This is a genomic window from Cupriavidus sp. 22TCCZM01-5 (genome assembly GCF_057798915.1).
In genome coordinates, this window is sequence record NZ_JBYOJR010000021.1 from 12,835 (window position 1) to 36,532 (window position 23,698).

Genomic DNA, 23,698 nt, shown 5'->3' on the forward strand with positions numbered 1-23,698 from the left:
CCGGCTTGACCGTCAGCGCCGCTTCAGTTCGCCAAGGTAGTAGTTGATCTCGGCCAGCAGCGTGGTGTGGAAGGTCTCGGGCAACTGCCGGTCGTCGGTCATGCCCAGCAGGTCGTCGACGCGCCTGCGGAAGGCGCTTTCCACGCTGTCGCGGCGTTCCGCCGGCATGCCGGCACACAGTGCGGCCAGGAACTCGCGCAGCACCAGCAGGCGCGCGCCGTACTGCACCATGGCATCGCCCTGGGTCTTGAGGCTGCGCGAAAACTGATCGGGAACGACGTCTGGCGCGGCGGCCTCGTGGATCGGCACCGCGGCGTTGTCCGTGCAAGCTTGCGACTTGCCGGTCAGTATGGATTTCCTGAACATGACGGGCCTCCGTGAGAGCCTCTAGCGCCGGGTGTATGGACCAAGCGGTGGTTGCGTGCATCTTGAAGCCCTCGACAATGCCAGACTGTTCGCTAGCGGACACTCGAATCATGGGGCTCGCAAGACAGTAGTTTGCGGTGCATCAACGAAGGTGGCGCGGGGCATTACGTCCGGTGGACCGCTGCCGTTAAGGGCCGAAAGACCGCGCTGCGCAAACTCTGCCAAAGCGCGCACCGCGCCCGCACAGGCATGCTGGCCGGGAGCATCGGGGGCTTAACCAAGCCAGCAATTCAAGTTTCCGCCATGAGTCAGTTCATCCATACGATCAAGTTCAGGATTCTCCTGGTGTTCGGCGTCTGTATCGCGCTGATGCTGGGAATCGGGGTGTTCGCGCTGCAGACCATCGCCAGCCTGAACCGGAACATGCACAACGCCTATGAGCAGAATACCGTGGCCATCGGCCAGCTGGCCGAGGTACGCGTGGCGCAGCTTCATATCCGCCGCTTGCTGTGGAAGATCCGCGCGACCTCCGAGGGCGCAACCAGCGAGGACGTCGCACTAGTCCAGGAGCATCGCGCGAAGATGCGCAAGGGCTGGCAGGACTACTATCCCGCCCGGGTAACATCCGCAAACGAGCGAGGCGTGGCCGATACGCTGGACGCAGCGCTTGGCCGTTTCGCTGACCTCGTCGGGCAGGAGGTGCAACTGCTGGAAGCCGGCGACCATGCCGCGGCAGCCCGCCTGCAGGACCACGAGCTCGGCGCGGCCGGCGACAAGGTCGGCGAACTGATCACGCGCGCCGTGGAAGTCAACCTTGCCCAGGGCGCCGACTACAACCGCAGCAGCCTCGCGCAGGCGCGCATCGCGCTCTGGACGACGGCGGCGTTGATCCTGGTCGGCCTGCTGGTATCGCTGGCGGCGTCATACCGTCTGCAGCGAACCATCACGCGGCAACTGCGCCGTTCCGTGGAGATCGCCGACGAGATTGCCGCGGGGCACCTCGATCAGCCGATCGAGGTCCGCTCGCGCGACGAATTCGGACTGCTGCTGGAAGCCATGGCACGCATGAGCCGCCAGCTTGCGCAAACCGTGCGGGGTATCCAGGTATCGAGCGAGGCCGTGCGCGTGGCCTCGCGCGAGATCGCCAGCGGCAATATGGACCTGTCGGCGCGCACGGAACAGCAGGCAGCTTCGCTGCAGGAAACCGCGGCCAGCATGACGGAGATTTCCCAGACGGTCCGGATGAATGCCGACAATGCGTCGCAGGCCAATACGCTGGCCGGCAATGCCAGGGACCTGGCGCATGCCGGCAATGCGGCGGTGCAGGCCATGGTGCAGACCATGGCCCGCATCAGCGGCAGTTCGGACCGCATTGCGGACATCACCACGCTGATCGAAGGCATTGCGTTCCAGACCAATATCCTTGCGCTGAATGCGGCGGTCGAAGCCGCGCGAGCGGGCGAGCAGGGACGCGGATTCGCCGTGGTGGCGGGCGAGGTGCGCGCGCTGGCGCAGCGTTCGTCGGCTGCGGCCAAGGAGATCAAGGAACTGATCGAATCCTCTGCGGGCATGGTCCAGGACGGGTCGCGGCAGGCCGGACAAGTCGGCCAGAACATGGCGCAGGTGATCCGCGCCATCCAGCAGGTCTCGGACATCATGGGCGAGATTTCCGTGGCGTCCGGCGAGCAGAGTCAGGGCGTCGAGCAGGTGCACGTGGCCATCAGCCAGATCGACTCGGGCACCCAGCAGAATGCCGCGCTGGTGGAGCAGTCGGCGGCGGCGGCGCAGTCGCTGGAAGAGCAGGCCAATGCCATGGCCGATGCAGTGTCCGTGTTCCGGCTTGCCGGGACAGGTGGGGTCATGGCGAGCCGCGTGCCGCGCGTGTCGTCGGCGCCCACCCGAAGCGGGGCAGACGTGAGCCGGGGCCATGTGCCAGCGGTAGCGCGACAGGCTTCGGCGGCCCCGCGCACGGCCCGCGCCGAAGGTGCTGGCCCTGAGGACGATGACTGGCACACCTTCTGATCCGTCACAAACGCGCAAATACGGCAAGACAGCGGCAACTGTTCGGGGCTTTGCGGCAACGGGCGATCCTTAGAATTTCGTACGTGGCATCTTGCTACACCCCCCGACTTCCCGCCCTCCTCCGCGAGGGCTCTTTTTTTTGCTCCGCTCAGGGATCGGCAAGACGCTCGGCGTCGCATCGTTCCAGCTGGACGATCTTTCGTGTCCAGGATTGTTCCAAAAACGGAACACTGTGTGCAATCCACATGACTTCTTGGTAAGCGGCCAACACTGCATAATGCGGCAGCCAAAGTAGGTGCGCCGCCTCTCCTCGATGCGCGGTCGCCATGCCCACCCATGTCTAGCAATCCGCCACTGCCAATGCCTAGCCGTCTTTCCCCGCGAAGCCTCCCGCCCCGCCGCAGCGTCCGGCGTTTCGCGCTGGCCGCCATCGCCCTGTCCGCGGCATTGTCCAGCGGCCTGTCATATGCCGAGCCATGGTTCGAGCCGGTGCGGCTGGGCGCGGCGGCCGGGGCCGGCAACGATGCCTCCATGGCGCGGCTGGAAGCCCGTTGGGACCTGAAGCACGATCTCTGGGCTACGTCGTCGCAATCGCTGCGCCTGCGCCTGGGTGTCGAGGCGTCGGCAGGCATCTGGAATCCGCATGGCAGCGGTGGCAATACGCTGGGCGATCTTGGCCTGACGCCGATACTCCGGCTGCAGGGTGCAGGTTCCAGCGGCGTTTTCGTCGAAGCTGGCGTGGGTGTCCATGTGCTGTCGCGCACGCACATTTCGGACGAGAAGGTCTTTTCCACTGCGTTCCAGTTCGGCGACCGCGTGGCCGTCGGCTATCGTTTTGGCGATGCGCTGGATTCGGAACTTGCGCTGCGCCTGCAGCACTACTCGAACGGGGGCATCAAGGAGCCCAACCCCGGCATCAACTTCTTCCTGCTCCAGTACTCGGCTCGTTTCTGAGGCCGTCAGCAAGTATTGTTCAGGGATGGCGGCAGGCCGCCGCCGCCATGCCGGCTGACCGCGCATGGCATGCGCAGCCGCCTGCGCGCCGCACGGCGCGACCGTGCGGCTGACTGGATACCGGCAGGCAGACATGCAGGCATTGGCGCTGTTTTCCGTGCAGTTCATGCTCGCGGTGACATGGACGCTCTACGTGGCGTTCCTGCCCGCACTGGCTGCACAGGCAGGCTTGCCAGCCGCGAAGGTCGCCTGGATCCTGCTGATGGACCAGACCATCTTCGTCCTGATGGATTGCGCGCTCGGCATCGCCGCCGACCGGGTGGCCGATGCCATGCGCCGGCTTGGCGTATGGGTGCTCGCCGCGACCATCGTTTCAGCCGTGGCCTTCGCATTGCTGGCGAAGTCGGCGTCCCCGCCGATGCTGCTCGCGCTCACCGCGTGCTGGGCGACGACATCCTCGGCGCTGCGGGCCCCGCCCATGGTGATCATCGCGCGCCGGCTGCGTGCTTCGGCGCCCGCCTTCCTGGTCGGCTTTTCGCTGCTTGGCGTGGGGCTGGCGTCCGCGCTGGCGCCCATGCTCACCGTGTGGATGCGTGGGCTTGCGCCGGCGTTGCCGTTTCTTGTGGCCAGCCTTGGCCTGGTAGCCGCCGTGTTCGCGTTGCAGCGGGTCGAGCGCCACGCGGGTCCACGGCCGGTCGCCGCGCCGAACGCGGGGCGCGCCGGCGGAATTGTCATGGTGTGGTTGCTGCTGGCCGCCGTATTCCTGTTGGCGCTCGGATTCCAGGTCCATAGCACGGTGAATACCGCGCCGGCCTACCTGAAGTTCGTGAAGCAGGCCGACCTCGTGCGCGTGATGCCGGCCTTCTGGATTGGCTTCGCGCTCGGCGCGCTGGTGCCCGCGTGGCTGCCGCGCGGACGGTTCCCGCTTCAGTGCGTGCTCGTGGCTGCCTCGGTGCTGGGTAGCCTGGTGCTGGCCGGCATTGCCGTGGCGCCCTCGCTGGGCTGGCTGATCGCGGCGCAAGGTATGGCAGGAGGGCTGTGGGGCGTGGTGTTCAGTGCCGCTGCCAGCGCCGCGATCGACGCCGGCCATGTCGGCCGCGAGGGCAAGCTCACCGGACTGGTATTTGCGCTGGCGGCGCTGGCGGCCTCCTTGCGCATTGCCATGGTCGCGTCCGGCACGGCCAGGCTGCCCGCCGTGGCCGCCTTGCTGCCCTGGCTGCCAGCGGTGGCGTGGGGTGTCGCGGCCGTGCTGCTCGGACTGTTCGTGATCCGCAATATGCCGCTGCTGGCCGTCGGGCCGGCGAGCGGAGATGCCTGACCGGGAGCACGGCGGGGCGCCCCCGCGTAAAATGTGGCGCTCCCACCTGTCCAGGAGATCTCCATGACGCTCGTCTTGTCCCGCCGAACCCGTGCAGCGCTTTCGGCGGCCGGCCTGCTGCTGGCTGCCGCTACGGCGCTGGCCGCCGATCTCGAGATGCCCAGGCCGCGCGGCAAGGACGAAGCCCCGGGCGCGCCGGTGGCGTGCAGGAAAGCGGCGCGGGAAAAACTGCCGAATCCCGATCACTTCAAATGGGACGGCAGTACCTATCGCAAGGTCGCCGAAGATGCCTATAGCGTGGTGGCTGATGTCGAGTACGTGGGCGCCGACGGCGCCAAGCGCAAGGCCAAGGTCCAATGCGACGTGATCCGGGCTCCGGGCGACCGGTTCGTCGTGACGAAAGTCCGCCTGCCCGAGTAAGCGTGTGGCGGTCGAACGATAAGCGTCTGATTCTTGCCCGCCCGCTTGTTCGACACGGGCGCTTGTCTTATCTTTGCAACCTTTAGCTCGCGGACGCCGCCGCGGCGGCGCGGGTTGACTTTGCCGCCCTGTGTGGCAACGCCATTGCCCACGCTGTCTTGCCATGCACCGTGTTGTCCTGATCCTTGCTCAACGCCAGCGGAGGCTGCTGCGCGGGTGGCTGCTCTGCCTAGGCTTGTCCTGCGCGCTGCCATCCATGGCTGCGGATTTGGGCAGGGTGACACCCCTGGCGTCGGCAAAGCGACCGCGCGTCTGCCTGGCGCTTTCAGGCGGAGGGGCACGGGGCTACGCCCATATCGGCGTGCTCAAGGTACTGGAGCAAATGCACGTGCCGGTCGACTGCATCGCCGCCACGAGCATGGGCGCGGTAGTTGGCGGGCTCTACGCCAGCGGATTGTCGGCAAGCGAGCTGGAGGCGCTGCTGTCGCACACCGACCTCAGCGATATTGTCTTCGACCGCAACGAACGGGCTCACCTGCCGCAAACGCTGCGTGAGGACGACATCCGCTATCCGGTGGGGATTTCAGCGGGGTTCGGCAACGGCAAGCTGAAATTGCCAAGCGGGCTGGTGCAGGGTAACCGGCTGCTGGCCTTGCTGCAGAACTGGACTGCACAGCTGCCTGACGACCTGGATTTCGACAGGCTCCCGATTCCGTTCCGGACGGTGGCTACCGACCTGAGCAACGGCGAGCGCGTAGTGCTCGACCATGGCTCGCTGCCGCTGGCCATTCGTGCGAGCGTAGCGGTCCCTGGCCTGTTCGCGCCGGTGAAGGTGGGCAAGCGGACCCTGGTCGACGGCGGGCTGGTGAGCAACCTGCCCATACAGATGGCGCACGACATGGGCGCCGACGTCGTCATCGCCGTCAATATCGCGGCGCCGCTGGACGATCCGGCGGCACTGGATTCGCCGGCGGCAGTGACCCAGCAGATGCTCACCATTCTGACGAACCAGAACGTCGCGACAGAGAAGGCTTTGCTGACCGAGCGCGATATCCTGCTGGAACCGCAGTTGGGCACGCTGTCCTTCACGGATTTCTCCCGCGCCGGCGAGGGCGTGGAGGGCGGCGCGGCGGCTGCCCAGGGCGCAGATGCCAGGTTGGCTGCCCTCTCGTTGTCACCGGATGCCTGGCAAACGTACCTGGCGGGCCGCAAGCCCGGACAAAGGCTGGCCGAGCACCTGCGCATCGACGCGATCGAGATCAACAGCCACGGCCGCATCCCTGCGTCTTACGTGCGTGAGTCGCTGGGCGTGCGCGAGGGAGATGCCTACGACGTGGCCGCTCTCAACCGCGACCTCGCGCAGCTTGCCACGACGGGCGATTTCGAGAGCGTGACGCACCAGATGGTCGTTGAAGACGGGCGCAATGTGCTCAAGGTGGATGCACAGGAGAAGTCGTGGGGGCCGCATTTCCTGCTGTTCGGCTTCGGGGTCTCCACGACGTTCAACGGGCAAGGCGGCTTCAGCCTCCAGTTCGGCCACCGTTATCCGTGGATCACGCAAAGCGGTCTGGAGTGGCGTAACGACATCGTGCTCGGCAGCCAGCAGGCCAAGTGGCATACCGAGCTGCGCCAGCCGGTGCTCGGCAGGCAGGGCTTCTACGTCGCGCCCTATGCCGAATATGGCCGCAGGCGGGTCGACCTGTTTGCCGATACCGCCTCCAACGGCAGTACCGTTCCGCTCACGGCGTACAAGGTCGACACGGCCATTGCCGGCGTCGACCTGGGAGTGCCGATCGGCAGGCTGGGGGAGTTCCGCGCGGGCATGAACTACCAGCAGATCCGCTACTCGGCGGCGTACAACATTGTCTCGTCCCGCACACGCCTGTTCCCGACCGGCGAGGTTCGTCAGCCCGTCGTGCGGGCGCAGCTGACGCTCGACCAGCTCGATGACCCCCTGTTTCCACGCAAGGGCTATTACCTGTTCATGGTCAACCAGTTGTCTTTGGGCAGCGCCGACAACCGGTACAACGATGTCAGCGCCAAGGCTCTCTGGGCCGCGAGCGTCGGTCGCCATACCGTGAACCTCGCGGCCGAAGGGGCGGCGACCTATGGCGATCACCGCAGCGACAACAGTTTCAGCGGTGGCCTCGGTTTCACGCTGGGCGGCTTCCAGCACTTGTCGGCCTACGCGCCTGATCAGTTTTCAGGCAACTATCTGCTTTATGGCCGCGTGACCTACCTGAATGACCTGCGCGAGTTCATCCTGCCCGGGCTCCGTACCACCGTGGTGGGCACCAGCCTGGAGGTGGGCGACGTCTGGCTGCGGCGCAGGAATTTTGGCAGTGGCCCCTACAAATCCAGCGCCAGCCTGTTCATTGGCGGCAACAGCGTGATCGGGCCGCTCTATTTCGGTTTCGCCGCCGCGCCGCAAGGCGTGTGGAACCTGTATCTTCAACTCGGCCGCGTGTTCTAGCACGGACTAGTCCCCGCCCGCCGGCGCCTGATCCACGGACACGGCGTCCCTGTCTTCCGTGTCGGGGGCGGGCCGGTACTCGACGGCCAGGATCCTGCCATTGCTGCACTGGATCATTTGCGTACCCTGGCGCTCGACAGCGTGGCCGTCGGCCACATACGAGATCATCAGCGGGATCGCCACGGTCTGGCCTTCGATACGAGGCGGGGCTGGTGCGGCAACACGCAGCGAAGGGCCGGCCATTTCTCCCATCCTGGCAAACAGCGCGATCACGGCATCGCGGTCGTCATAGGTGCCGGCCAGCGGATGCGTGCCGAGGTGTCGCCATTGCACGGTTGGCGCGAGCAAGGGGAACAATGCCTCGAAGCGATGCGTGGTCAGGGCCGCCAGATACTCGGCAACCAGGCTGGCCACCGCCTCGTGCGCCATGGGTACGTCGACCTGCTTGCGGGCTTGCCTGCGGGCGCGCGCGGGGTCGAACCCCAGGAATTCCAGCACGCTGCTGACGACCTGTTCGCGATCATTGTCGACACAGATCATGTGGTAGGAATTTTCCAGCACGATCTTGCGCACGTGCGGCACCGTGGCTTCAAGGAAGTCGGCGGAGCGAAGGCTGGTCAGCTCGTCCTCCCGCGCGTGCATGACCAGGGTGGGGCAGGCGATGCGAGAGGCGCCGCGCTGCACCCATCGGCGCAGCCGGTCGACTTGGCGGATGCAAGCCAGTGGCACCCATCGGTAGTGGAAATTGTCGCCGCGCTCGAACTTGGCCTTGACGATGGCCCGCACGAGATCATTCTTGATGCCGTAGGGCTCGTCCTCCTCGACCTTGATCCGCGCAGGCAGGCCTGGAACCCGATAAACCGGATAGCGCAGCAGGCGATACCAGGGTGTCGACCAGCCGTCGATGTACACCGGCGCCGAGAGCGCCACCAACTGGCCCTTGCGGTGCTGGCGGCGTTCGCACAGGGCGAGCGCCAGCAGCGCTCCCATGCACATGCCGATCACGTGGAAGACTTCGTACCGGCCTGCCAGCTCATCGTAGGCATTCGTGACTGCGTCGAGCCAGTCCTCGGCACGCACTGGAAGCAGTGACTCGGGCTGGCCGCCGTGGCCGGGCAGGGTGATGGCATGAGTCTCGACGTCCACGCGCCGCAAGGCCTTGTGCAGCGGGCCAAGGTCGAACTGGGTGCCACCCAGTCCGTGGATAAGCAAGGCTCCGGTGCCGGTGCCCGTCGACGCTGTCATGCCGCGATCCGACCTTCCGCTGGTACAGGTCTGATCACGCGCCATGCACCGGCGATGACGGCAACCGATTCGTCGCCATCGAGCAGGGGGCCGCTCATATCGACAAGCGTGGTCGTGGTGCCGGCTGGCAATTGCAGGCGGAACCGCAAGTCGCCGCGTGATTCGCCGTCGCTTTCTCGAAGCCAGCGGCGGCGCACCAGCGCACGGTCCTCGGGGTGCACCCGGGCAAGCACCTTGTCGAGATCGGAGAAGTCCGCTTCGGACACGCCCAGGGCACGCTGAAGGTTGCCGCTCCAGCGGATCGTGCCGTGATGGGGATCCAGGCAATAGATCAACTGGGCGCTGGCGGCAAGCGCCAGTTCCACGTCGTTCTGCCGGGTGGCCGACTGCTCATGGAGCTGTTCGCGGCTTGTCTTGAGTGTGTTGATCAGCAGCGTCAGCAGGGCGGCCACTGCCAGGTAGAGTTGTGCTTCCAGCAGTGACCTGCCGCGATGCATGGCGGCTTCTACGAAGGGCCCATCGCCCTGACTGGTATTGATCAGGACGACGCAAGCGAGCAGGGCAACCAACGCAGATCCGGCGCGCGGGCCCCACAGCAGCGTCACGACCGTGACAAAGAACAGCGGAATATAGGTTAGCGCGAACGAAAGGCCACCTGGCAGCGGCGGCAGGCCGATCCCATCGAAGATGAGCAGCGCAGTGACCAGCAGTGCGCCACATGCGCCCAGGCCGAACAGGAAGTCGCTACGGCTCATGCCGCCGGAGCGTTTGGCCCGGAAGTGCGACCAGCCGGCCAGAACGGGCGTCATGATAAGCACCCCCACCAGGTCGGATGCGGCCCAGACCCGAGCAACCGGCCAGAACGCAGCGCCCGTCACGATCGTGTACCAGCCCGCACCAAAAGCGGCGCTTGCGACGCTGCACACCAGGCCGGCAATCAGCAGCGCGCGTACGAAGGCAAGGCCCTCAAGCGAAAACCGGGTCAGGCGTGTGAGCCGGACCAGCGCGACGGCAACCGCGGCAAAGCCGATTTCGTCGAGGGAGAACAACACCATGCGCCAGGCGTCGCGGCCTTCGACCGCGCCCAGCAGCATCTGTGCCGCGAAGAAGGCCATGCCGAGCGCCAGCCAGCGCCGCGCCGGTGCCAGCATGAAGGCCGCAACAGTCACGCCTGCCGGCAACCAGATATAACCCGTGGTGGCAAACGGGCCGTTGATCTTGTGGGAAACATAGCCGGAGCCAAAGTACAGCGCCGACCACAGGAGCAGGGCAGCGCCGCGCGCGATTGGGTTCACAATTGTGCTCCTTGCTGTGAGAGCGGCTTGCGAGGGGGGGCCGGCCATCCTGGCGTAAAAATGCCGTACTTTGCCAGATTGTGCGATTGGCGTCGATGCGTCGACCAGGCGGGCAGCCCAACGGACGCGGGGATGCGGAAACGCCTGCAACTGCCGTTTCCATTATTTCGCGACCCGCTGTCAACGGCGCGGACGTCGCAACGGTTAATGGAAACACATGCGGGCAAATGGCACCGCAACACCGTGCCGCACTGCAACGGGTACGGTCGCCCGCTTGCCTGCCTGTGTCGGCAATCCGCCTTGGGCAATGCCTGATTCGCGGCCCGTCGACAGTGCAGCGCAAGCGTATTTTCATCCCGTGGTTTTACCCGGATATGGGAGCAGCCAATGAAGACTCTGCTGTTATCGATGGCCGCAGCGGCCGCGCTGGGCATGTCGCTCGGCGCCCATGCGCAGGCGCCCGCTGGTGCGCCGACCGGTAGCACCGCCCTCTGCAAGGACGGGACCTACTATTCGGGCGCGACAAAGAAAGGGGCTTGCGCCGGACATAAGGGCATCAAGGATTGGTACGGCGCCGAGGTTGCCGCTTCGGCGCCCGCGGCCGCCGGCGTAGCGCCGAAGACTGCAACCTCTTCATCCGCCCCAGCCGCGGCACCGGCGAAGCCAGCGGCGCCGCTGGCCCCGGCAGGCGAGAAGAAGACCGCCGTGGCGCCGGGCGGTGGGCCGGGCCAGGTCTGGGCCAACGCCTCCACAAAGGTCTACCATTGCCCATCCGACCGCTACTATGGCAAGACCAAGAGCGGCGAATACATGTCGGAGGCGGACGCGAAGGCCAAGGGTTACAAGCCGGATCACGGCAAGGCTTGCTCCTGAAGGCATTCGCTGCATGGGACCTCCGGCCTCACTTTCGAATGACTCAGGGCGGGCCGACCGGCGCTACTGTCTCTCAATGCACCGCGATGAGAGGTGCGCTCGCGGGCCGGCACGTCTGTCACGGGGGGTGGCCAACGTTCACGCAATGACAGCATCACCCGGCGGCATCCGTCCGCTTGCCGCCATCGTCCCCGTTCGGATCAATCATCCGTGTACCTTCAGGAGGGCATGCCATGGATGTGCAGCAACTCGTCACTGAATTTCTTGCTTCCGAGCACGGAGGACAGGCCGCCCAGGCGTTGGCGGATCAGGGCATCAGTCCCGACGATGCCCAGCAGATGCTGGGCCATGCGGCAGAAGCCGCTCATGCTCACGTGGAAGAACAGAGTGGCGGCCTGTTGGGCGAGCATGCAGGCAAGAGTTTCTTTGCGGCTTTCGCTGCAGGCCTGATTCGGGGGGATGGGTTTTTCCAGTCGCTCAAGGAGGGCGGGGAGGGCATCCTGACCCCGGGTGGCGGAGTCACTGGCCGGAAAGATGGGTATTGACCCATCCACCGCATCTACCCTGGCCGCCGCCGCGACTCCCTATCTCGTGGCATTTCTGAAAGAAAGGCTTGCCTGATACCCAAATCCGTCGCGGCCCGACAGCCTGATGGTTGGGGGCCGGGTCAGCCTCTCAACCCGGCCCGCGGCCAAGTTGCAGGATCAGCGCGTGCGCGGCTTGCTTGCCGCGGTGGGCCGCGTCAGCCGGTGCCAGTCTCAGCTTCGTTGCCGCTCTTCGTTGCCGATATACGCCTGCTTATCGGTTTGTGGCGGCAACCGACGCCTGGTAGCCATCCGTCAGCGTCTTCAGGAACGCGATCACGTCGCGCATGTCGGCCTCGGTCATCAGCGGCTTGTCCCCCGGCTTGCCGCCGAATGGTGCTTCGATGTTGACGTTGCCGTGATACTGCGCGGGCAGATCGTCGAACTTGCGTACCTTGCCGTCCTTGTCACGCGGATACCATTTCTCTGGCTTGACGTCGCGTTCCGCGTAGAAATGGAGCACCTCGTCGAGCGAATGGAAGATGCCGTTGTGGAAGAACGCCTGGCGCAACGCCACGTTGCGCAGTGACGGCGTGCGGAACCGGCCGCAGTAGTCGGCGCGGTCCTTGAGGTCGGTACGGTCGGGGCCGCAAAGACCCATGTCGTAGAACGCCGGATCGGCATTGCCCGCAAGCTTGCGGTTGCGCGGCGCGCCCACCGCAATGAATCCGAAGTCGGAGAACGCAGGGAGTGCGCCTTCGCGAATGTCGGACGGGTGGCACGCGGCGCAATTGCCCTTGTTCGGATCGTTGAACACGCGCAGGCCGCGCAACTCCTGCGCGGTCAAGTGTGCCTGCCCGCGCAGCACCGCATCGTATTTGCTGGTGTAGGGATAGAACTCGGCCGGCGTCTGCTGGAACACCTCGAGCGCCATGAGCACAGCGTTGAACGCCGTTTCCTCGTCGTCGAGCACATCCTTGCCTAGCACCGCGCGGAACGTTTCGGCGTAAGGCCCGCTGCGGATCTTCTCCACAACAACGCGCGGCTCCGCATTGGCCATTTCATAGGCCGACAACAGCGGAACACGAGCCTGGTCGTGCGCGGAATTGGCACGCCCATCCCAGTTGTGCCCACCGGTCGGCCCCTGGTCTTCGGCGTCATTGCCGTCGTTCTCGTGATAGTGATCGGTCGACCTGAACCAGCACCCCGGCTACGCCAGCGTGTCCGACGGCGATGCCCACATCGCCGACGTGATCAAGCATCTGCAGGCCAGCCCGCAGTCCAAAAACACGCTGATCGTGGTGACATACGACGAGAACGGCGGCTTCTACGACCACGCGCCGGTTCCGGTGGCCGACCGCTGGGGCCCGGGCACGCGTATTCCGGCGATCATCGTCTCGCCGTTCGCCAAGCGGGGCTTCGTCGATCATACGCAGTACGACACCGCCTCGGTCCTGCGCTTCATCACGCACCGTTTCGCCCTGCCGACGCTGCCAGGCCTGAAGCTTCGTGATACGTCGCTGATCGCCAACGGCAAGCCGGTCATGGGCGACCTGACCAATGCGCTGACCTTTCCGGCTCAGTAAGGATGCCGCCCCGGCGGGGCGGCCGCGCCAAAGCGGGCGTGACTGCTCCGCTTCCCGCCACCCAACGGACGGCCTCGCAAGGGGCCGCCGCTTTTGAGGAGGCGGCACCGCCTCAATGCCTCATTGTGAGACAAAACCCACTTGCTTTGAGACGTGACACCCCTGGCGCCTGCTCCATCCAACACGTTGCGGCAACCGTCAGTGCCGGTGGCTGACCCGGCGTGGCTTTGGCCGGGCAATGCCCCATGCGTCCAGCAAAGGTTGGAAACTGGGGCCGGATTCGCCGTCGCGCGCGGGAACACGGCGCGCAGGAGGCAATGGCCGGCCAGTCAGCGCGAGCAGGCGCTCTGCCTGCGCTATGTTCTCGGTGGCCGGCAGGTGTGCGACCACGCCCATTTGACGGGCAGATTTCAGTGCGCGCGTGAGTTCGGCGGCGGACAGCCTGCACGCGCTGGCGAGATGATCGCGTCGCACGGGGCCAGCATCCCGCAAGCAGGCGATCAGCGCGAGTACACAATCCCGGGTTGGTCGTTTCATGGTGGCTACATCGGAAGAATTTGCCCCGCGGCCGAATCCTTCTTTGGCCACGCCGCATCGAACCCCCCATTCTTCCGTAGCCCCAGCCCCTTGCCAATCGCATATCACAGTTGTTCACAATTGCCAGGGCTGGCGACAGCCATCGCGGCGGCTGGCAGGCTCAGGCCGCGACGGCCAGGGCTGTGAAAGGCTCGCCGCGCCGGCTACGCATCTCGCGCACCAGGGCCTGCGGTGGCTTGCCGAGCGCGCGCAGGAACGCGCGGCGCATGCGTTCCTCGTCGCCAAAGCCGGTCAGTGTGGCCACGCGAGTGATAGACGACTCCCCCTTTTCAATCAGGGCGTGCGCGGCCTCCAGCCGCAGTTTCTCGATTGCCTTGGCCGGCGTCAGGCCAGTCTGCAACTGGAAAGCCCGGCTGAAATGACGCGGACTCCAATGGACATGCTCGGCTAGCTGGATGACCGAAAGCGGCTCGCGCAGGTTCTCGCGTGCAAAGGTGAGCGCTTCGCGAATCCGGTCGGAGCTCGGTTCGAGCTCGGCCAGCGTGGAGAACTGCGACTGGCCGCCGGTACGCCGGTAGTGGATCACCAGCTTGCGCGACACGCTCCTGGCCACCGATGCGCCTTGGTCGGCATCGACCAGCGCGAGCGCTAGGTCGATGCAGGCGGTCATGCCCGCAGACGACCAGACCGGACCATCCTGTATGAAGATCCGGTCTTCATCGACTGTGACCGACGGATGGCGCTTCTGCAGTGCGTGGGCCATGGCCCAGTGCGTGGTGACGCGCCTGCCGTCCAGCAGCCCGGCTTCGGCAAGGATGAACGCGCCGGTGCAGATGCTTGCGACCCGTCTCGCGCGCGGTGCCGCGCGCTGCAGTTGCCGGATCAGTTCGGGGTCCGCCGGCATGACCTCCGTCGCGCCGGCAACCAGCAGCGTGTCATAGCGCCGCCGGCCGATCGGCTGGGTCTCGAACGCGACGCCCGATGAACTCCTGACCATCCCGCCGCCATGAGATACCACCGTCACTTCGTAGGGTGCGGGTTGCCGCCCGTAATTAGCCAGTTCGAAGACGGTCAGCGCCGACAGGTCGAGCAACTGGAAGCCGGGGAATACGACGAGTCCGATGCGTGCGCTCATGGTGTCCGGATCAGAGGGATCATGCTGGGAATGCCATGCATTGTAGGACTTTGGCTGCCGTCCTGCTGGCGCGACGCCTTGTCTCTTTTTGACGGATTTTGGTCATATGAGACATCGCCGCCAGCGCCGAAAATCGAAAGCGGTTCCCCTTCAATGCAAACAGGAGTTCAGCATGGACACTACGACACAGGGCAAGGCTCTCATCACCGGCGCGTCTTCGGGCATTGGTGCCATCTATGCCGACCGTCTCGCGCGGCGCGGCCACGACCTGATCCTGGTCGCGCGCAACGAGGAACGGCTGTCAGCCGTAGCGCAGCGCATCCGCGACACGACGGGGCGCGGCGTCAGCATCGTCGCCGCCGATCTTGGCAAGCAGGCCGATCTCGCGCGCGTGGAGGCTATCCTGCGCGCAGACGAGCACATCGACACGCTGGTCAACAATGCCGGGTTTGGGGCCGTTGCGCCGTTGCTGGAGGCCGATGTCGACCGCATGGCGCAGATGATCGACCTCAATGTCACGGCGCTGACGCGCCTGGTCTACGCCGCTGCCCCGGGATTCGTGCGGCGCGGGCGCGGCAGCATCATCAATATCGCGTCGATCGTGGCGATCGGCCCCGAGATCCTCAACGGTGTCTACGGCGCGACCAAGGCCTACGTGCTGGCGCTGACCCAATCACTGCAGCACGAACTGTCCGACCAGGGCGTGCGGGTGCAGGCCGTGCTGCCGGGCGCCACGGCCACGGAGTTCTGGGACGTTGCCGGAACGGGCGGACATGAGAACCTGCCCGCGGAGTGGGTGATGCGTGCCGACGATATGGTCGATGCGGCGCTGGCCGGGTTCGATCAGGGCGAGGTGGTCACCATTCCGCCGCTGCAGGACGGCGCCGAGTGGGCCGCCTACGAGGCAGCACGCCGGGCCATGTCCGGCCACCTGAGCCACGCCACGCCAGCAGCGCGCTATCTGCGGCAGGCCTGAGCGCTGTCTCAGTGAAGTGTGGGCGGGTTGCCCTGCGATGCGGCGCCCTGCGGAAGCAGGGTGTCGTGCTTGCGCCAGCGGCGTTCCTGGGCGCGCTGGACGTCAGCGGCGATCTCGTGCAGTTCGGCCAGACGGGCTTCGAGTGCATCGGGATAGATATCGTGGGGGCTGAATCTGAGGCGGAAAGGCATGGTGATGTCTGTCGTATTGGAAAGATGTATCGGCTGCGGCGCGGACCGGTTCGAGCCTTTGTCCCGTCAGGGGACCGGGGCGCGCACGCCTTGGTGGTTCCAGTATGGACAGCGCAGGAGGCCGCACGCCGGACAATCGTTGGTCCGTTGACCTGGCTCAACGCATTCCGCGCAATGACGTCTTGCGCATGTTCGGGTCCTGGCGGCGGGGCGATTTGCGCAGCCCGCTGACACCGTTGTAGGACGAATGCGGACTGCCCGCACGGTTTGCTGCTTGCTACGCTCAACTTAGCAGCCCAGGACCCTTGGTTCCTGTTGCGCAGCGTGCCCGTATCCACATGGAGCAAGGAGATCGTCATGAGAAAGTTGTTCGCACTATTCGCCCTCGCCGGCATGCTGGTGATTACGGGCTGCAACACCATTCACGGCGCCGGCAAGGACATCGAACGCGGTGGCGAGAAGGTGCAGGGAGCCGCGGATAGCACCAAGCAGAAGATGTAGCCGCCAGTCCGCGAGCCATCACCTCAGGGGCCCTTTGCGGGCCCCTGGCCGTTCGTGGTGCGCTGGTCGGGCAAGCGCGCAGCCGTTCACTGTGTGACGGTTGCCTCCGGGGCCTCGGGCGCATGGTCGGTGCGATGGCGCCGCCAGCTTGCCGGCGGCAGGCCGAATTCGCGCTTGAAGGCCCGGCAGAATGCCGCTTCGGAGTCATAGCCGGCGATGCCGGCAACTTCGCCGATGGACTGGCTGCCATTGCGCAAGGCCGTGGCCGCGATGCGCAGGCGCCAGTGCGCCAGGTACTGCATCGGCGGCTGGCCGAGCAGGTCGGTGAAGCGCTGGGCCAGGGCCGAGCGCGACAGGCCCACGTTGCTGGCCAGTTCATCGACCGTCCACGGATAGGCCGGGCGCGCATGCATGCGTGACAGCGCACGGCCGACATAGCGGTCGCGCAGCGCCGCCAGCCAGCCGCGCTCGCTTTCCGGCATGCCGTCGATGCAACGCCGCACGGCCTGCACGAACAGCAGTTCCGACAGCTTGGCCAGGACAGTGGCGCTGCCGGCCTTGGGAACGGCCGCTTCCGAGGTCGCGAAGGCCAGGGCCGGTGCCAGCCACGCGGACTCGACGCCGCCGTCTAACCCCACCTTGAACAGGCGCGGCAGAGACGAGAGCAGGGGGTTGCCGAGCATATCGTCGAAGGCAAGGAAGCCGCACACCATGCGCGTCGGCGTGCCGGTCCCGCCATAGGACAGCCGCATGACCTCGCCCGGATTGCTCTCCATCATCCCCGCGACCAGCGGGCCGGCCGGGATCGGGCACAGGCGAAGATCGCTTCCGAGCACATGGGGTTCGCCTTGCGGCACGACCAGCAGTTCGCCGGCGTCGACGCGCAGTCCCTGCCCGTCGCCGTCGACCAGGCGGGCCCAGCAACTGCCTTCAGTGATGAGGTGGTAGGACACGACCGGGCCGGTGCCAGGCAGGAAGGCGGCACGCAGGCTGCAGTCCGCTTCGGAGATCACGCACCACGGCGCCCTGAAATCGCCGTTGAGAAAGACAGCGCCGCTCAGTTGCACCGCGCGCAGGAGATCGGACAGAGCATCCATGGTCACTTCTCCGCAAATCCCGGCGTCTTGCGCAAGAAAGCCGGAGGCCCGGTCAATGAACGGAGCCGGCCGGGCTCCGATACTAGCACCGTGCCTGACGCCAAACAACGGCGCAGGCCGCCGGCAATTCAGCAGGAGACCTATGCCATGGAAACGATCACCGCCCCCGATGCCAGCGCTGGTGCGCAGTCTGACTGGCTCGCGCTTGCCGCTTCGCTCGGCCGCACCTTCGACGAACGCGCCCCGGCCATCGATGCCCGCGACGCCTTCGTCAGCGCCAATTACGACGACCTCAGGGCGCAACGATTCCTGGCTGCCGCGGTACCGCACGAATTCGGCGGTGCCGGCCTGTCCCATCAGGAACTGGGCCAGGTCCTGCGCGAACTCGGCAAGTATTGCGGCTCGACCGCGCTGGCGTTCGCGATGCACACGCATCCGGCGGCCACCGCCGCCTGGCGCTGGCGCAACCAGAAGGCGCCGGTGGAAGGGCTGCTTAAGCGCGTCGGTGGCGAGCAGATCGTGCTGCTCGGCAGCGGCGGTTCCGACTGGCTGCATGGCAGCGGCACGGCAACGCGCGTGGAAGGCGGCTTTCGCATCGACGCGCACAAGGTGTTCGCCAGCGGTGCGCCGGCGGCAGACCTGTTCATGACCTGCGCGGTCCATGATGATCCGCAGGCTGGCCCCACCGTGCTGCATTTCGCGCTGCCGATGAAGACGCCGGGCGTGCGTATCGTGCCCACCTGGCGCACGATGGGCATGCGCGGCACGGGCTCGCACGACGTGGTGCTCGAGAACGTGCTGGTGCCCGACAGCGCCATTGCCGCGCGGCGCCCGCAGGGCGTGTGGCATCCGATGATGCATACCGTGGCGATGATCGCCTTGCCGCTGATCTATTCGGTCTACGTCGGCATTGCCGAGTCCGCGCGCGATATCGCGCTGCGGATGGCAAAGCAGCGCCGCGTCTCGCCGCATGCCGTCGAGCTGGCCGGGCGCATCGGCAACGAATGCGATGCTGCGCGCCTGGCGCTGGACGATATGTTCGCCGCGGCAGCGAGCCAGGCTCCGGGTGCCGTGACCACGAACCGGGTCATGTGCGGACGCGCGCTGGCCGCGCGCGCAGTGCTGGCGACGGCCGACCTGGCCATGGAACTGGCCGGCGGCGCGGGCTTCTATCGCGACGCCGGGCTGGAACGGCGCTTCCGCGATGCGCAGGGCGCGCGTTTTCACCCAATGCAGGCCGGCGCGCAGCACGAGTACGCGGGCCGCATGGCGCTGGGCCTCGATATCGATGCGCCGCCCGCAGACGTGCGGCCGGCCGCGCAATGATGCCCGCGCTCGCGCTGCTGCCGTATGCCACCGAGGCAAGCAACGACAGCGGCCTGGCAGAGGTGGACGATACCGGCCACGGCGAGGACGCAGCGCAAACCGTGCGCCGTGCCCTGCGCCGTGCGCTGGGACAGTTCGCCACCGGCGTGGCGGTGGTGACGGCAACCGGGTCCGATGGCAGGCCCGTTGGCGTCACCATCAATTCCCTGGCCTCGGTGTCGCTGTCGCCGCCGTTGCTGCTCTGGAGCCTGGCGCTCGGTTCCGGCAGCCTGGCCGCGTTCCGCGCCGCGCCTTGCCATGCGGTCAACGTGCTGGCACACACTCAGCAGGCCTTGTGCGAACGCTTTGCCACCAGCGGCATCGACCGCTTCCAGGGCGTGTCGCTCACGCCCGGACCATGCGGTACGGCACTGATCGACAACGCGCTGGCCTGCTTCGTGTGCCGCCCGCGCAGCGCGCGCAAGGTCGGCGATCACGTCCTGTTCATTGTGGAGATCGTGTCCTACCGCATGAACCGGGGCGAGCCACTGGTGTTCCACGCCGGGGGCTTTGCGGGAATCAGCGCGGCTTGCCCGCAATGACCAGCGCAATGCCGCCGAGCACGGCGGCAGCGCTGACGGCCAGCCGCAAGGTCATGGCTTCGCCGAGCAACGCCAGGCCACCCGCCGCCGCGATCACCGGCACGCTGAGCTGGACGGTCGCGGCGGTGGCGGCACGCAGCTGCGGCACGACCGCATACCAGACCACGTAGCCCAGTCCGGAGGTGAGGGCGCCGGACACCAGCGCACACGCCAGCCCGGCGCCGTCGAGGCGGCGCTGCGCGTGCATCAGCAAGGCCAGAGCAAGCGCCGGCGGCATGGCGCGGGCGAAGTTGCCGGCGGTGGCGGCAATGGCATCGGCCGCCCCCCTGCCGCGCAGCGAATAGATGCCCCAGGCGATGCCGGCCACGACCATCAGCAACGATGAGCCCGGCGGCGGCGCCGACAGCCCCGGCAGCACGAGCCACGCCAGTCCGCCGAGCGCCAGCGCGAGCCCCAGCCATTGCCAGGCGCGCAGGCGCTCGCCGGCGTACAGGCCATAGCCGGTCATGGTTGCCTGCACGGCGCCGAACAGCAGCAGCGCGCCTGTCCCGGCGGAAAGGTGGAGGTATGCGTACGAGAACGCTGCCGCATAGGCGAACAGCGCCAGTGCCGACGGCCAGTTGCCGCCAACCGCCACCCGGCGCGGGCCATGACGGACCAGCAGGATCAGCCACAAGGCCGCCGCCGCGCTGACGACCCGGGCCAGCGTGAAGCTGGCCGCGTCGATCGCCGTGCCCTTGAGCGCGAGTCGGCACAGGATCGAATTGCCGGCAAAGGCCAGCATGGTGACAGCCGTCAGCAGGACGACGCGAGCGTGCGTCATGGCGGCCGGCGCCGCAGTGGCCGGCTCAGCCTGCATAGGCGTCGTCAAGCGAGAACGGGGAGGGGCTTTCGATGGCGCGCATCAGCGCCGCATGGTTCGAGCCAAAGCCCCCCAGGCCGATGCAACCGGTCTTGCTCATGTTCTTGTCCGGTGAGTTGCGGTGTGGGTGCGGCGCGGTCCTCGCCGCACACAGCGTCGTGATTGATCATAGTCACTGCGCAGCCACCGCAGGCAGCCGGATCAGCGGGCGGCGCCGGCCGGTGCCGCCAGGATGGCGCGGATGCGCGCCAGGTACTGGTCGCCAACCGCACGGTGCATGCGCGCCGTTTCCTGGGCGAAATCCCGGCGCGTGGGCGGGCGGATACCCAGGCTGCGGCAGATGGTGGACAGGTAGGGCTTGCGCGCGCCTGCCAGCCGGCCCGCCGCGGACTGTAGCGCGGCATCGCCGATGCGCGCGCGCAGCCAGGCCAGCACCTGGCGATCATAGTCGTTCTGGACACGGATCAGATGTTCCATGGCATTCCTCGCACTGTTCATCCATACAGGTACTGTAAATATATACAGTATCGGATGACAGGCAAGGAGAATATGCCGCGCGATGACCTCCGACAATAATTCGCTTAAACGACATTTAGCGTCTGGGTCGAGGCTATCTTTGTTTGCGAAGTGTCTCCATCTCCTTGATGCCTGATGACGGAGTGGTGGTCGCGAGGAGTCAAGTTAATGTTGAGTATAAGGCACTTTGCAAACTGATATACCGACGTGGTGCTGGTTTCCCCTGAGAATTTGTTCGTCCCTGGAGATCAGGGTCAAACAAATCTAAGGAGATTCACATGTCGGGTAAGCCATTCAACGAAGGTGACAAAGCGCGGCTAATGGGAGGCGAGGCCGTCAAGGGAAATGGGCAAGTCAAAAGCGGTGGTTTTGCATCCAAGGTCCAAAAAATTGTTGATACGAAAACCGCGCAGCCGACGCCTCAAAGCCCGGTGGGAGCAAGCGCCGTTGACATCTATTTAAGCGTCAAGGATTCGGGATGAGCGAGCCAAAAGGGATAGCGGCTCGCCATCCACGACTCGACCGATTGGAACTGGAATGGAAGTGGTCCCGCGTCAGTCCTTCCTTTGATGCTCAGGATCGTTGCAAGCCGGTCGCCGAGGTGGGCAACAAACTGAAGATGTTTGGTGACCACGTACCGCGACCTCAGCTCCGAAAAGCCTTCCTCGGTCAAAAGGGGCTTTGCCAAGGCGCAGAGCGTGGTTGACTCGGGAAGATTCTTGCCTGCTCTCCATCCTTTCAACGTAGGAAGGCTCACCACGGAATGGCGGCCGGTGTATGGCGCCATCTTGAAAAGGTCCGTTGTCGACCTCGCTCCAAGCTTCAACATTAACCAGTTGATCAGCTTCGCGCCTGGGGGACGAACGTCTTCTGGGGGCGGTACCAAGTCCAGGTACCCCGATTCCTTAGAGTCGATGTCAGCGCAATGTTCCCTGGCGAGATATGCGGCTAGAGCGAGGCGAATTTCGAGCGCAACCAGGGCGCGCGGCTCCAGCAGCGGCTCCCACGATGAGTTGGCACCAATCAGCGCCGCCGAACGGTCATCTATGCATAGAGAAAGTAGGCGATCGGCCCGAATAGCCTTGATGGCTGCGGCGCCGCCTTGCGTTGGCAGCAGGTCTCTCGGAACGCTCGCCGCAGATTCGACCTGACAGAGCCATCTCCAGCTCGACGGGATCGATTTCTTTCCTTGGTGCTTCATACCCTGAAGCACGAACTCCCACATGCCCGTGGAGCGTTCGCGGTCCGCTTGCTCAAGTGGCCCTAGATCACCGCTGATAATAGCTTTCTGCACAAGACCGTTCATTGGCAAATCGGGTACGGCCTTCGTGAGATCAGTAAGGACGCGAAAGGCGACAGGGTCGTTGACGGGAAGACCCTCCGCCGCCTTCATTCGCGTATAGAGGGAACGGAGCCCCTCGCTCGCGAACAATCCACTGAACGACATACCGATCAGCTTGAGGTCCACGTCGGGATGGAACGTAAAAATGCCACTCCAATCGAGCCGAGCCGGCTTTCCTTCGAAGGGCGACTTGAATCTGGGCATGGGCAGTGACGGGTAGTGGACCGGCATATTGCCGGGGACCCATTGAGAATAAGGTCGATCCCGTTTTGAACTTAGAAACCGGCTTTGACGGACGGGCAGAGGGCTCAGCGGCTGAAAAGTCGGGGGCGGGCGGCGCCAGGACCGGCATTGGCGCTCACTGACCCCCGGTCCTGACAGCCCGCTTTACTGCAGCCTGTTCGCGTCACGCGTTCTCAGGTGAGCCGAGTCGGGGGACAGGCCTGCCCCACAGCAGGAATCTAATACAGCACCGCTCGGTCGGCAAGCGGCGCCGAGGAGAAGCGGGGCGTCTGGTGTCGAGATTTTTGCGCAGCCGGACCCCCAAGATCGGCGTTTATTTGGGGGCGCAATTGGCGTTGACGCTTGCCGAACGAGAGGAGATTTCGCGCGCGGTAGTCGCCGGCCACTCCATCCGATCCATAGCAGCCCGGCTAGGGCGTGCGCCATCTACCATCAGCCGCGAGGTCCGGCGCAATGGTGGCAGTCAGGTTTATCGGGCGAATCAGGCGGACCAGCTCGCCTGGGAGCACGCCCGTCGTCCAAAGACATGTAAGCTCGTCAGGAACCGGGTACTTGCACAGGTTGTGGCAAGCAAGCTTCAGTTGCAGTGGTTGCCTGAGCAAGTTGCAGGCTGGCTCAAGGAATCAGCGGTGCCGCGTGGAAGAATCAGCGGTGCCGTTTCGATAAGCGAGCGCCCTGCGACCGTTGAGGATCGCGCGATACCAGGCCACTGGGAAGGCGATCTGCTCTTCGGCAATGCTGACAGCCAGATCGTCACCTTGGTCGAGCGTCAGACGAGGTTTGTGATGCTGGTGAAGGTCGCCAGCAAAGACAGCGAGACAGTCGTCAATGCACTCATCAAGCATGTGCGCAAACTGCCCCAGGAGCTCTACAAATCGCTGACGTGGGATCGCGGAAAAGAGATGGCCGATCACAACCGCTTTACCGTGGCCACGGATATCCAGGTCTACTTCTGTGACCCTCAGAACCCCTGGCAACGCGGCTCCAACGAGAACACGAATGGTCTCTTGAGACAATACTTCCCAAAGGGAACCGATCTCTCGGTCTATTCGCAAGCCAAGCTCAATGCCGTAGCGAGGCGGCTCAATGAACGTCCGCGCAAGACTCTAAACTTCGATACCCCGGCTGAACGATTCCATCAAACCGTTGCATCGACCGGTTGAATCCGCAACCCTTCTGAGTCATTCGCGCACGGATCAGCGTGCGACCGCAATTAGACCATAGCTGTCGCTCGCAACGTCCCACTACCCCTCCGTTCAGCCGATCGGTGATTTCTCGCCGTGCCCCCATTAGCGACTGGCGAGGAGATTATGCA

Annotated in this window: 22 protein-coding genes and 2 pseudogenes; 14 read left to right on the forward strand and 10 right to left on the reverse strand. The window is 65.4% G+C overall.

Annotation, left to right across the window (positions count from 1 at the left end):
- Positions 1-12: 12 nt before the first annotated feature.
- A complete protein-coding gene (locus tag AC3FNH_RS19375; RefSeq protein ID WP_276101152.1) occupies positions 13-366 on the reverse strand; it encodes a hypothetical protein in 354 nt (117 codons plus the stop codon).
- Between the two features lie 303 nt (positions 367-669).
- Between AC3FNH_RS19375 and AC3FNH_RS19380 the strand changes: the two genes are divergently transcribed.
- The 5 genes from AC3FNH_RS19380 (at position 670) to AC3FNH_RS19400 (ending at position 7,553) form a co-directional block, all read left to right on the forward strand.
- Complete coding sequence (locus AC3FNH_RS19380) at positions 670-2,388, forward strand: methyl-accepting chemotaxis protein (protein ID WP_488721219.1); 1,719 nt, start codon at positions 670-672, stop codon at positions 2,386-2,388.
- A 360-nt stretch (positions 2,389-2,748) separates the two neighbouring features.
- Positions 2,749-3,342, forward strand: a complete 594-nt coding sequence (locus AC3FNH_RS19385; protein ID WP_488721220.1) for an acyloxyacyl hydrolase — start codon at positions 2,749-2,751, stop codon at positions 3,340-3,342.
- Positions 3,343-3,406: 64 nt separating this feature from the next.
- Positions 3,407-4,660: an MFS transporter gene (locus tag AC3FNH_RS19390; RefSeq protein WP_488721221.1), complete on the forward strand. Its 1,254-nt coding sequence runs from the start codon at positions 3,407-3,409 to the stop codon at positions 4,658-4,660.
- A gap of 63 nt (positions 4,661-4,723) precedes the next feature.
- Positions 4,724-5,080, forward strand: a complete 357-nt coding sequence (locus AC3FNH_RS19395) for a DUF2880 domain-containing protein (RefSeq protein WP_488721222.1) — start codon at positions 4,724-4,726, stop codon at positions 5,078-5,080.
- A 256-nt stretch (positions 5,081-5,336) separates the two neighbouring features.
- Positions 5,337-7,553 carry a patatin-like phospholipase family protein gene (locus AC3FNH_RS19400; RefSeq protein ID WP_488721223.1) on the forward strand — a complete coding sequence of 739 codons (2,217 nt, stop codon included), beginning with the start codon at positions 5,337-5,339 and terminating at the stop codon, positions 7,551-7,553.
- A gap of 6 nt (positions 7,554-7,559) precedes the next feature.
- On the opposite strand, the gene AC3FNH_RS19405 is transcribed toward AC3FNH_RS19400, so the two are convergent.
- Both AC3FNH_RS19405 and AC3FNH_RS19410 read right to left on the reverse strand, forming a co-directional pair.
- A complete protein-coding gene (locus tag AC3FNH_RS19405) occupies positions 7,560-8,798 on the reverse strand; it encodes an alpha/beta fold hydrolase (RefSeq protein ID WP_276101158.1) in 1,239 nt (412 codons plus the stop codon).
- Positions 8,795-10,093: an MASE1 domain-containing protein gene (locus tag AC3FNH_RS19410; RefSeq protein WP_276103201.1), complete on the reverse strand. Its 1,299-nt coding sequence runs from the start codon at positions 10,091-10,093 to the stop codon at positions 8,795-8,797. Before AC3FNH_RS19410 ends, AC3FNH_RS19405 begins: the two co-directional genes overlap by 4 nt.
- A 387-nt stretch (positions 10,094-10,480) precedes the next feature.
- Here AC3FNH_RS19410 and AC3FNH_RS19415 point away from each other — a divergent pair, with 387 nt between their 5' ends.
- Together AC3FNH_RS19415 and AC3FNH_RS19420 are read left to right on the forward strand one after the other, a co-directional pair.
- The gene (locus AC3FNH_RS19415) at positions 10,481-10,966 is read left to right on the forward strand and encodes a DUF3761 domain-containing protein (protein ID WP_488721224.1); all 486 of its coding nucleotides are present in this window, start codon (positions 10,481-10,483) and stop codon (positions 10,964-10,966) included.
- 233 nt (positions 10,967-11,199) lie between these two features.
- Positions 11,200-11,511, forward strand: a complete 312-nt coding sequence (locus tag AC3FNH_RS19420; protein ID WP_488721225.1) for a hypothetical protein — start codon at positions 11,200-11,202, stop codon at positions 11,509-11,511.
- A 253-nt stretch (positions 11,512-11,764) separates the two neighbouring features.
- On the opposite strand, the pseudogene AC3FNH_RS19425 reads toward AC3FNH_RS19420, so the two are convergent.
- Positions 11,765-12,679: pseudogene (locus AC3FNH_RS19425) on the reverse strand (cytochrome-c peroxidase); the annotation flags it as partial.
- 1 nt (position 12,680) lies between these two features.
- Here AC3FNH_RS19425 and AC3FNH_RS19430 point away from each other — a divergent pair.
- Positions 12,681-13,076 (forward strand): annotated as a pseudogene (locus AC3FNH_RS19430) (alkaline phosphatase family protein); the annotation flags it as partial.
- A 697-nt stretch (positions 13,077-13,773) separates the two neighbouring features.
- Here the strand turns inward: AC3FNH_RS19430 and AC3FNH_RS19435 are convergent.
- Entirely contained in the window at positions 13,774-14,748 is a 975-nt protein-coding gene (locus AC3FNH_RS19435; RefSeq protein ID WP_488721226.1) for a GlxA family transcriptional regulator, read from the reverse strand.
- Between the two features lie 172 nt (positions 14,749-14,920).
- Here AC3FNH_RS19435 and AC3FNH_RS19440 point away from each other — a divergent pair, with 172 nt between their 5' ends.
- Positions 14,921-15,724, forward strand: a complete 804-nt coding sequence (locus AC3FNH_RS19440) for an SDR family NAD(P)-dependent oxidoreductase (RefSeq protein WP_488721227.1) — start codon at positions 14,921-14,923, stop codon at positions 15,722-15,724.
- An 8-nt stretch (positions 15,725-15,732) separates the two neighbouring features.
- Here the strand turns inward: AC3FNH_RS19440 and AC3FNH_RS19445 are convergent, their stop codons facing one another.
- Positions 15,733-15,915 carry a hypothetical protein gene (locus AC3FNH_RS19445; protein ID WP_276101166.1) on the reverse strand — a complete coding sequence of 61 codons (183 nt, stop codon included), beginning with the start codon at positions 15,913-15,915 and terminating at the stop codon, positions 15,733-15,735.
- A 357-nt stretch (positions 15,916-16,272) separates the two neighbouring features.
- On the opposite strand from AC3FNH_RS19445, the gene AC3FNH_RS19450 reads away from it, so the two are divergent.
- Entirely contained in the window at positions 16,273-16,416 is a 144-nt protein-coding gene (locus AC3FNH_RS19450) for an entericidin A/B family lipoprotein (protein ID WP_276101167.1), read from the forward strand.
- An 86-nt stretch (positions 16,417-16,502) separates the two neighbouring features.
- Here the strand turns inward: AC3FNH_RS19450 and AC3FNH_RS19455 are convergent, their stop codons facing one another.
- Positions 16,503-17,513, reverse strand: a complete 1,011-nt coding sequence (locus tag AC3FNH_RS19455) for an AraC family transcriptional regulator (protein ID WP_488721228.1) — start codon at positions 17,511-17,513, stop codon at positions 16,503-16,505.
- A gap of 147 nt (positions 17,514-17,660) precedes the next feature.
- Between AC3FNH_RS19455 and AC3FNH_RS19460 the strand changes: the two genes are divergently transcribed.
- Both AC3FNH_RS19460 and AC3FNH_RS19465 read left to right on the forward strand, forming a co-directional pair.
- Positions 17,661-18,839, forward strand: coding sequence for an acyl-CoA dehydrogenase family protein (locus AC3FNH_RS19460; RefSeq protein WP_488721229.1), 1,179 nt, complete (start codon positions 17,661-17,663; stop codon positions 18,837-18,839).
- Positions 18,836-19,420, forward strand: a complete 585-nt coding sequence (locus tag AC3FNH_RS19465) for a flavin reductase family protein (protein ID WP_488721230.1) — start codon at positions 18,836-18,838, stop codon at positions 19,418-19,420. Before AC3FNH_RS19460 ends, AC3FNH_RS19465 begins: the two co-directional genes overlap by 4 nt.
- Here the strand turns inward: AC3FNH_RS19465 and AC3FNH_RS19470 are convergent.
- Together AC3FNH_RS19470 and AC3FNH_RS19475 are read right to left on the reverse strand one after the other, a co-directional pair.
- Complete coding sequence (locus tag AC3FNH_RS19470) at positions 19,398-20,243, reverse strand: EamA family transporter (RefSeq protein ID WP_488721231.1); 846 nt, start codon at positions 20,241-20,243, stop codon at positions 19,398-19,400. The two genes, AC3FNH_RS19465 and AC3FNH_RS19470, sit on opposite strands and share 23 nt — an antisense overlap.
- Positions 20,244-20,483: 240 nt before the next feature.
- On the reverse strand, positions 20,484-20,759 hold the full coding sequence (locus AC3FNH_RS19475; protein WP_488721232.1) for a CppA family protein: 276 nt from the start codon (positions 20,757-20,759) through the stop codon (positions 20,484-20,486).
- 317 nt (positions 20,760-21,076) lie between these two features.
- Between AC3FNH_RS19475 and AC3FNH_RS19480 the strand changes: the two genes are divergently transcribed.
- On the forward strand, positions 21,077-21,280 hold the full coding sequence (locus AC3FNH_RS19480; protein ID WP_488721233.1) for a hypothetical protein: 204 nt from the start codon (positions 21,077-21,079) through the stop codon (positions 21,278-21,280).
- On the opposite strand, the gene AC3FNH_RS19485 is transcribed toward AC3FNH_RS19480, so the two are convergent.
- Positions 21,253-22,344, reverse strand: a complete 1,092-nt coding sequence (locus AC3FNH_RS19485) for a hypothetical protein (protein WP_488721234.1) — start codon at positions 22,342-22,344, stop codon at positions 21,253-21,255. The genes AC3FNH_RS19480 and AC3FNH_RS19485 overlap by 28 nt on opposite strands.
- A 239-nt stretch (positions 22,345-22,583) precedes the next feature.
- Here AC3FNH_RS19485 and AC3FNH_RS19490 point away from each other — a divergent pair, with 239 nt between their 5' ends.
- Positions 22,584-23,546 (forward strand): IS30 family transposase, encoded by a 963-nt coding sequence (locus tag AC3FNH_RS19490; RefSeq protein ID WP_488721307.1) that lies wholly within the window; start codon positions 22,584-22,586, stop codon positions 23,544-23,546.
- Positions 23,547-23,698: the final 152 nt, after the last annotated feature.

Coding starts and splice junctions, on each gene's coding strand:
- AC3FNH_RS19375 (WP_276101152.1), bottom strand. CDS start 366: ATGTTCAGGAAATCCATACTGACCGGCAAGTCGCAAGCTTGCACGGAC.
- AC3FNH_RS19380 (WP_488721219.1), top strand. CDS start 670: ATGAGTCAGTTCATCCATACGATCAAGTTCAGGATTCTCCTGGTGTTC.
- AC3FNH_RS19385 (WP_488721220.1), top strand. CDS start 2,749: ATGCCTAGCCGTCTTTCCCCGCGAAGCCTCCCGCCCCGCCGCAGCGTC.
- AC3FNH_RS19390 (WP_488721221.1), top strand. CDS start 3,407: ATGGCATGCGCAGCCGCCTGCGCGCCGCACGGCGCGACCGTGCGGCTG.
- AC3FNH_RS19395 (WP_488721222.1), top strand. CDS start 4,724: ATGACGCTCGTCTTGTCCCGCCGAACCCGTGCAGCGCTTTCGGCGGCC.
- AC3FNH_RS19400 (WP_488721223.1), top strand. CDS start 5,337: ATGGCTGCGGATTTGGGCAGGGTGACACCCCTGGCGTCGGCAAAGCGA.
- AC3FNH_RS19405 (WP_276101158.1), bottom strand. CDS start 8,798: ATGACAGCGTCGACGGGCACCGGCACCGGAGCCTTGCTTATCCACGGA.
- AC3FNH_RS19415 (WP_488721224.1), top strand. CDS start 10,481: ATGAAGACTCTGCTGTTATCGATGGCCGCAGCGGCCGCGCTGGGCATG.
- AC3FNH_RS19420 (WP_488721225.1), top strand. CDS start 11,200: ATGGATGTGCAGCAACTCGTCACTGAATTTCTTGCTTCCGAGCACGGA.
- AC3FNH_RS19435 (WP_488721226.1), bottom strand. CDS start 14,748: ATGAGCGCACGCATCGGACTCGTCGTATTCCCCGGCTTCCAGTTGCTC.
- AC3FNH_RS19440 (WP_488721227.1), top strand. CDS start 14,921: ATGGACACTACGACACAGGGCAAGGCTCTCATCACCGGCGCGTCTTCG.
- AC3FNH_RS19445 (WP_276101166.1), bottom strand. CDS start 15,915: ATGCCTTTCCGCCTCAGATTCAGCCCCCACGATATCTATCCCGATGCA.
- AC3FNH_RS19450 (WP_276101167.1), top strand. CDS start 16,273: ATGAGAAAGTTGTTCGCACTATTCGCCCTCGCCGGCATGCTGGTGATT.
- AC3FNH_RS19455 (WP_488721228.1), bottom strand. CDS start 17,513: ATGGATGCTCTGTCCGATCTCCTGCGCGCGGTGCAACTGAGCGGCGCT.
- AC3FNH_RS19460 (WP_488721229.1), top strand. CDS start 17,661: ATGGAAACGATCACCGCCCCCGATGCCAGCGCTGGTGCGCAGTCTGAC.
- AC3FNH_RS19465 (WP_488721230.1), top strand. CDS start 18,836: ATGATGCCCGCGCTCGCGCTGCTGCCGTATGCCACCGAGGCAAGCAAC.
- AC3FNH_RS19470 (WP_488721231.1), bottom strand. CDS start 20,243: ATGACGCACGCTCGCGTCGTCCTGCTGACGGCTGTCACCATGCTGGCC.
- AC3FNH_RS19475 (WP_488721232.1), bottom strand. CDS start 20,759: ATGGAACATCTGATCCGTGTCCAGAACGACTATGATCGCCAGGTGCTG.
- AC3FNH_RS19480 (WP_488721233.1), top strand. CDS start 21,077: ATGTCGGGTAAGCCATTCAACGAAGGTGACAAAGCGCGGCTAATGGGA.
- AC3FNH_RS19485 (WP_488721234.1), bottom strand. CDS start 22,344: ATGCCCAGATTCAAGTCGCCCTTCGAAGGAAAGCCGGCTCGGCTCGAT.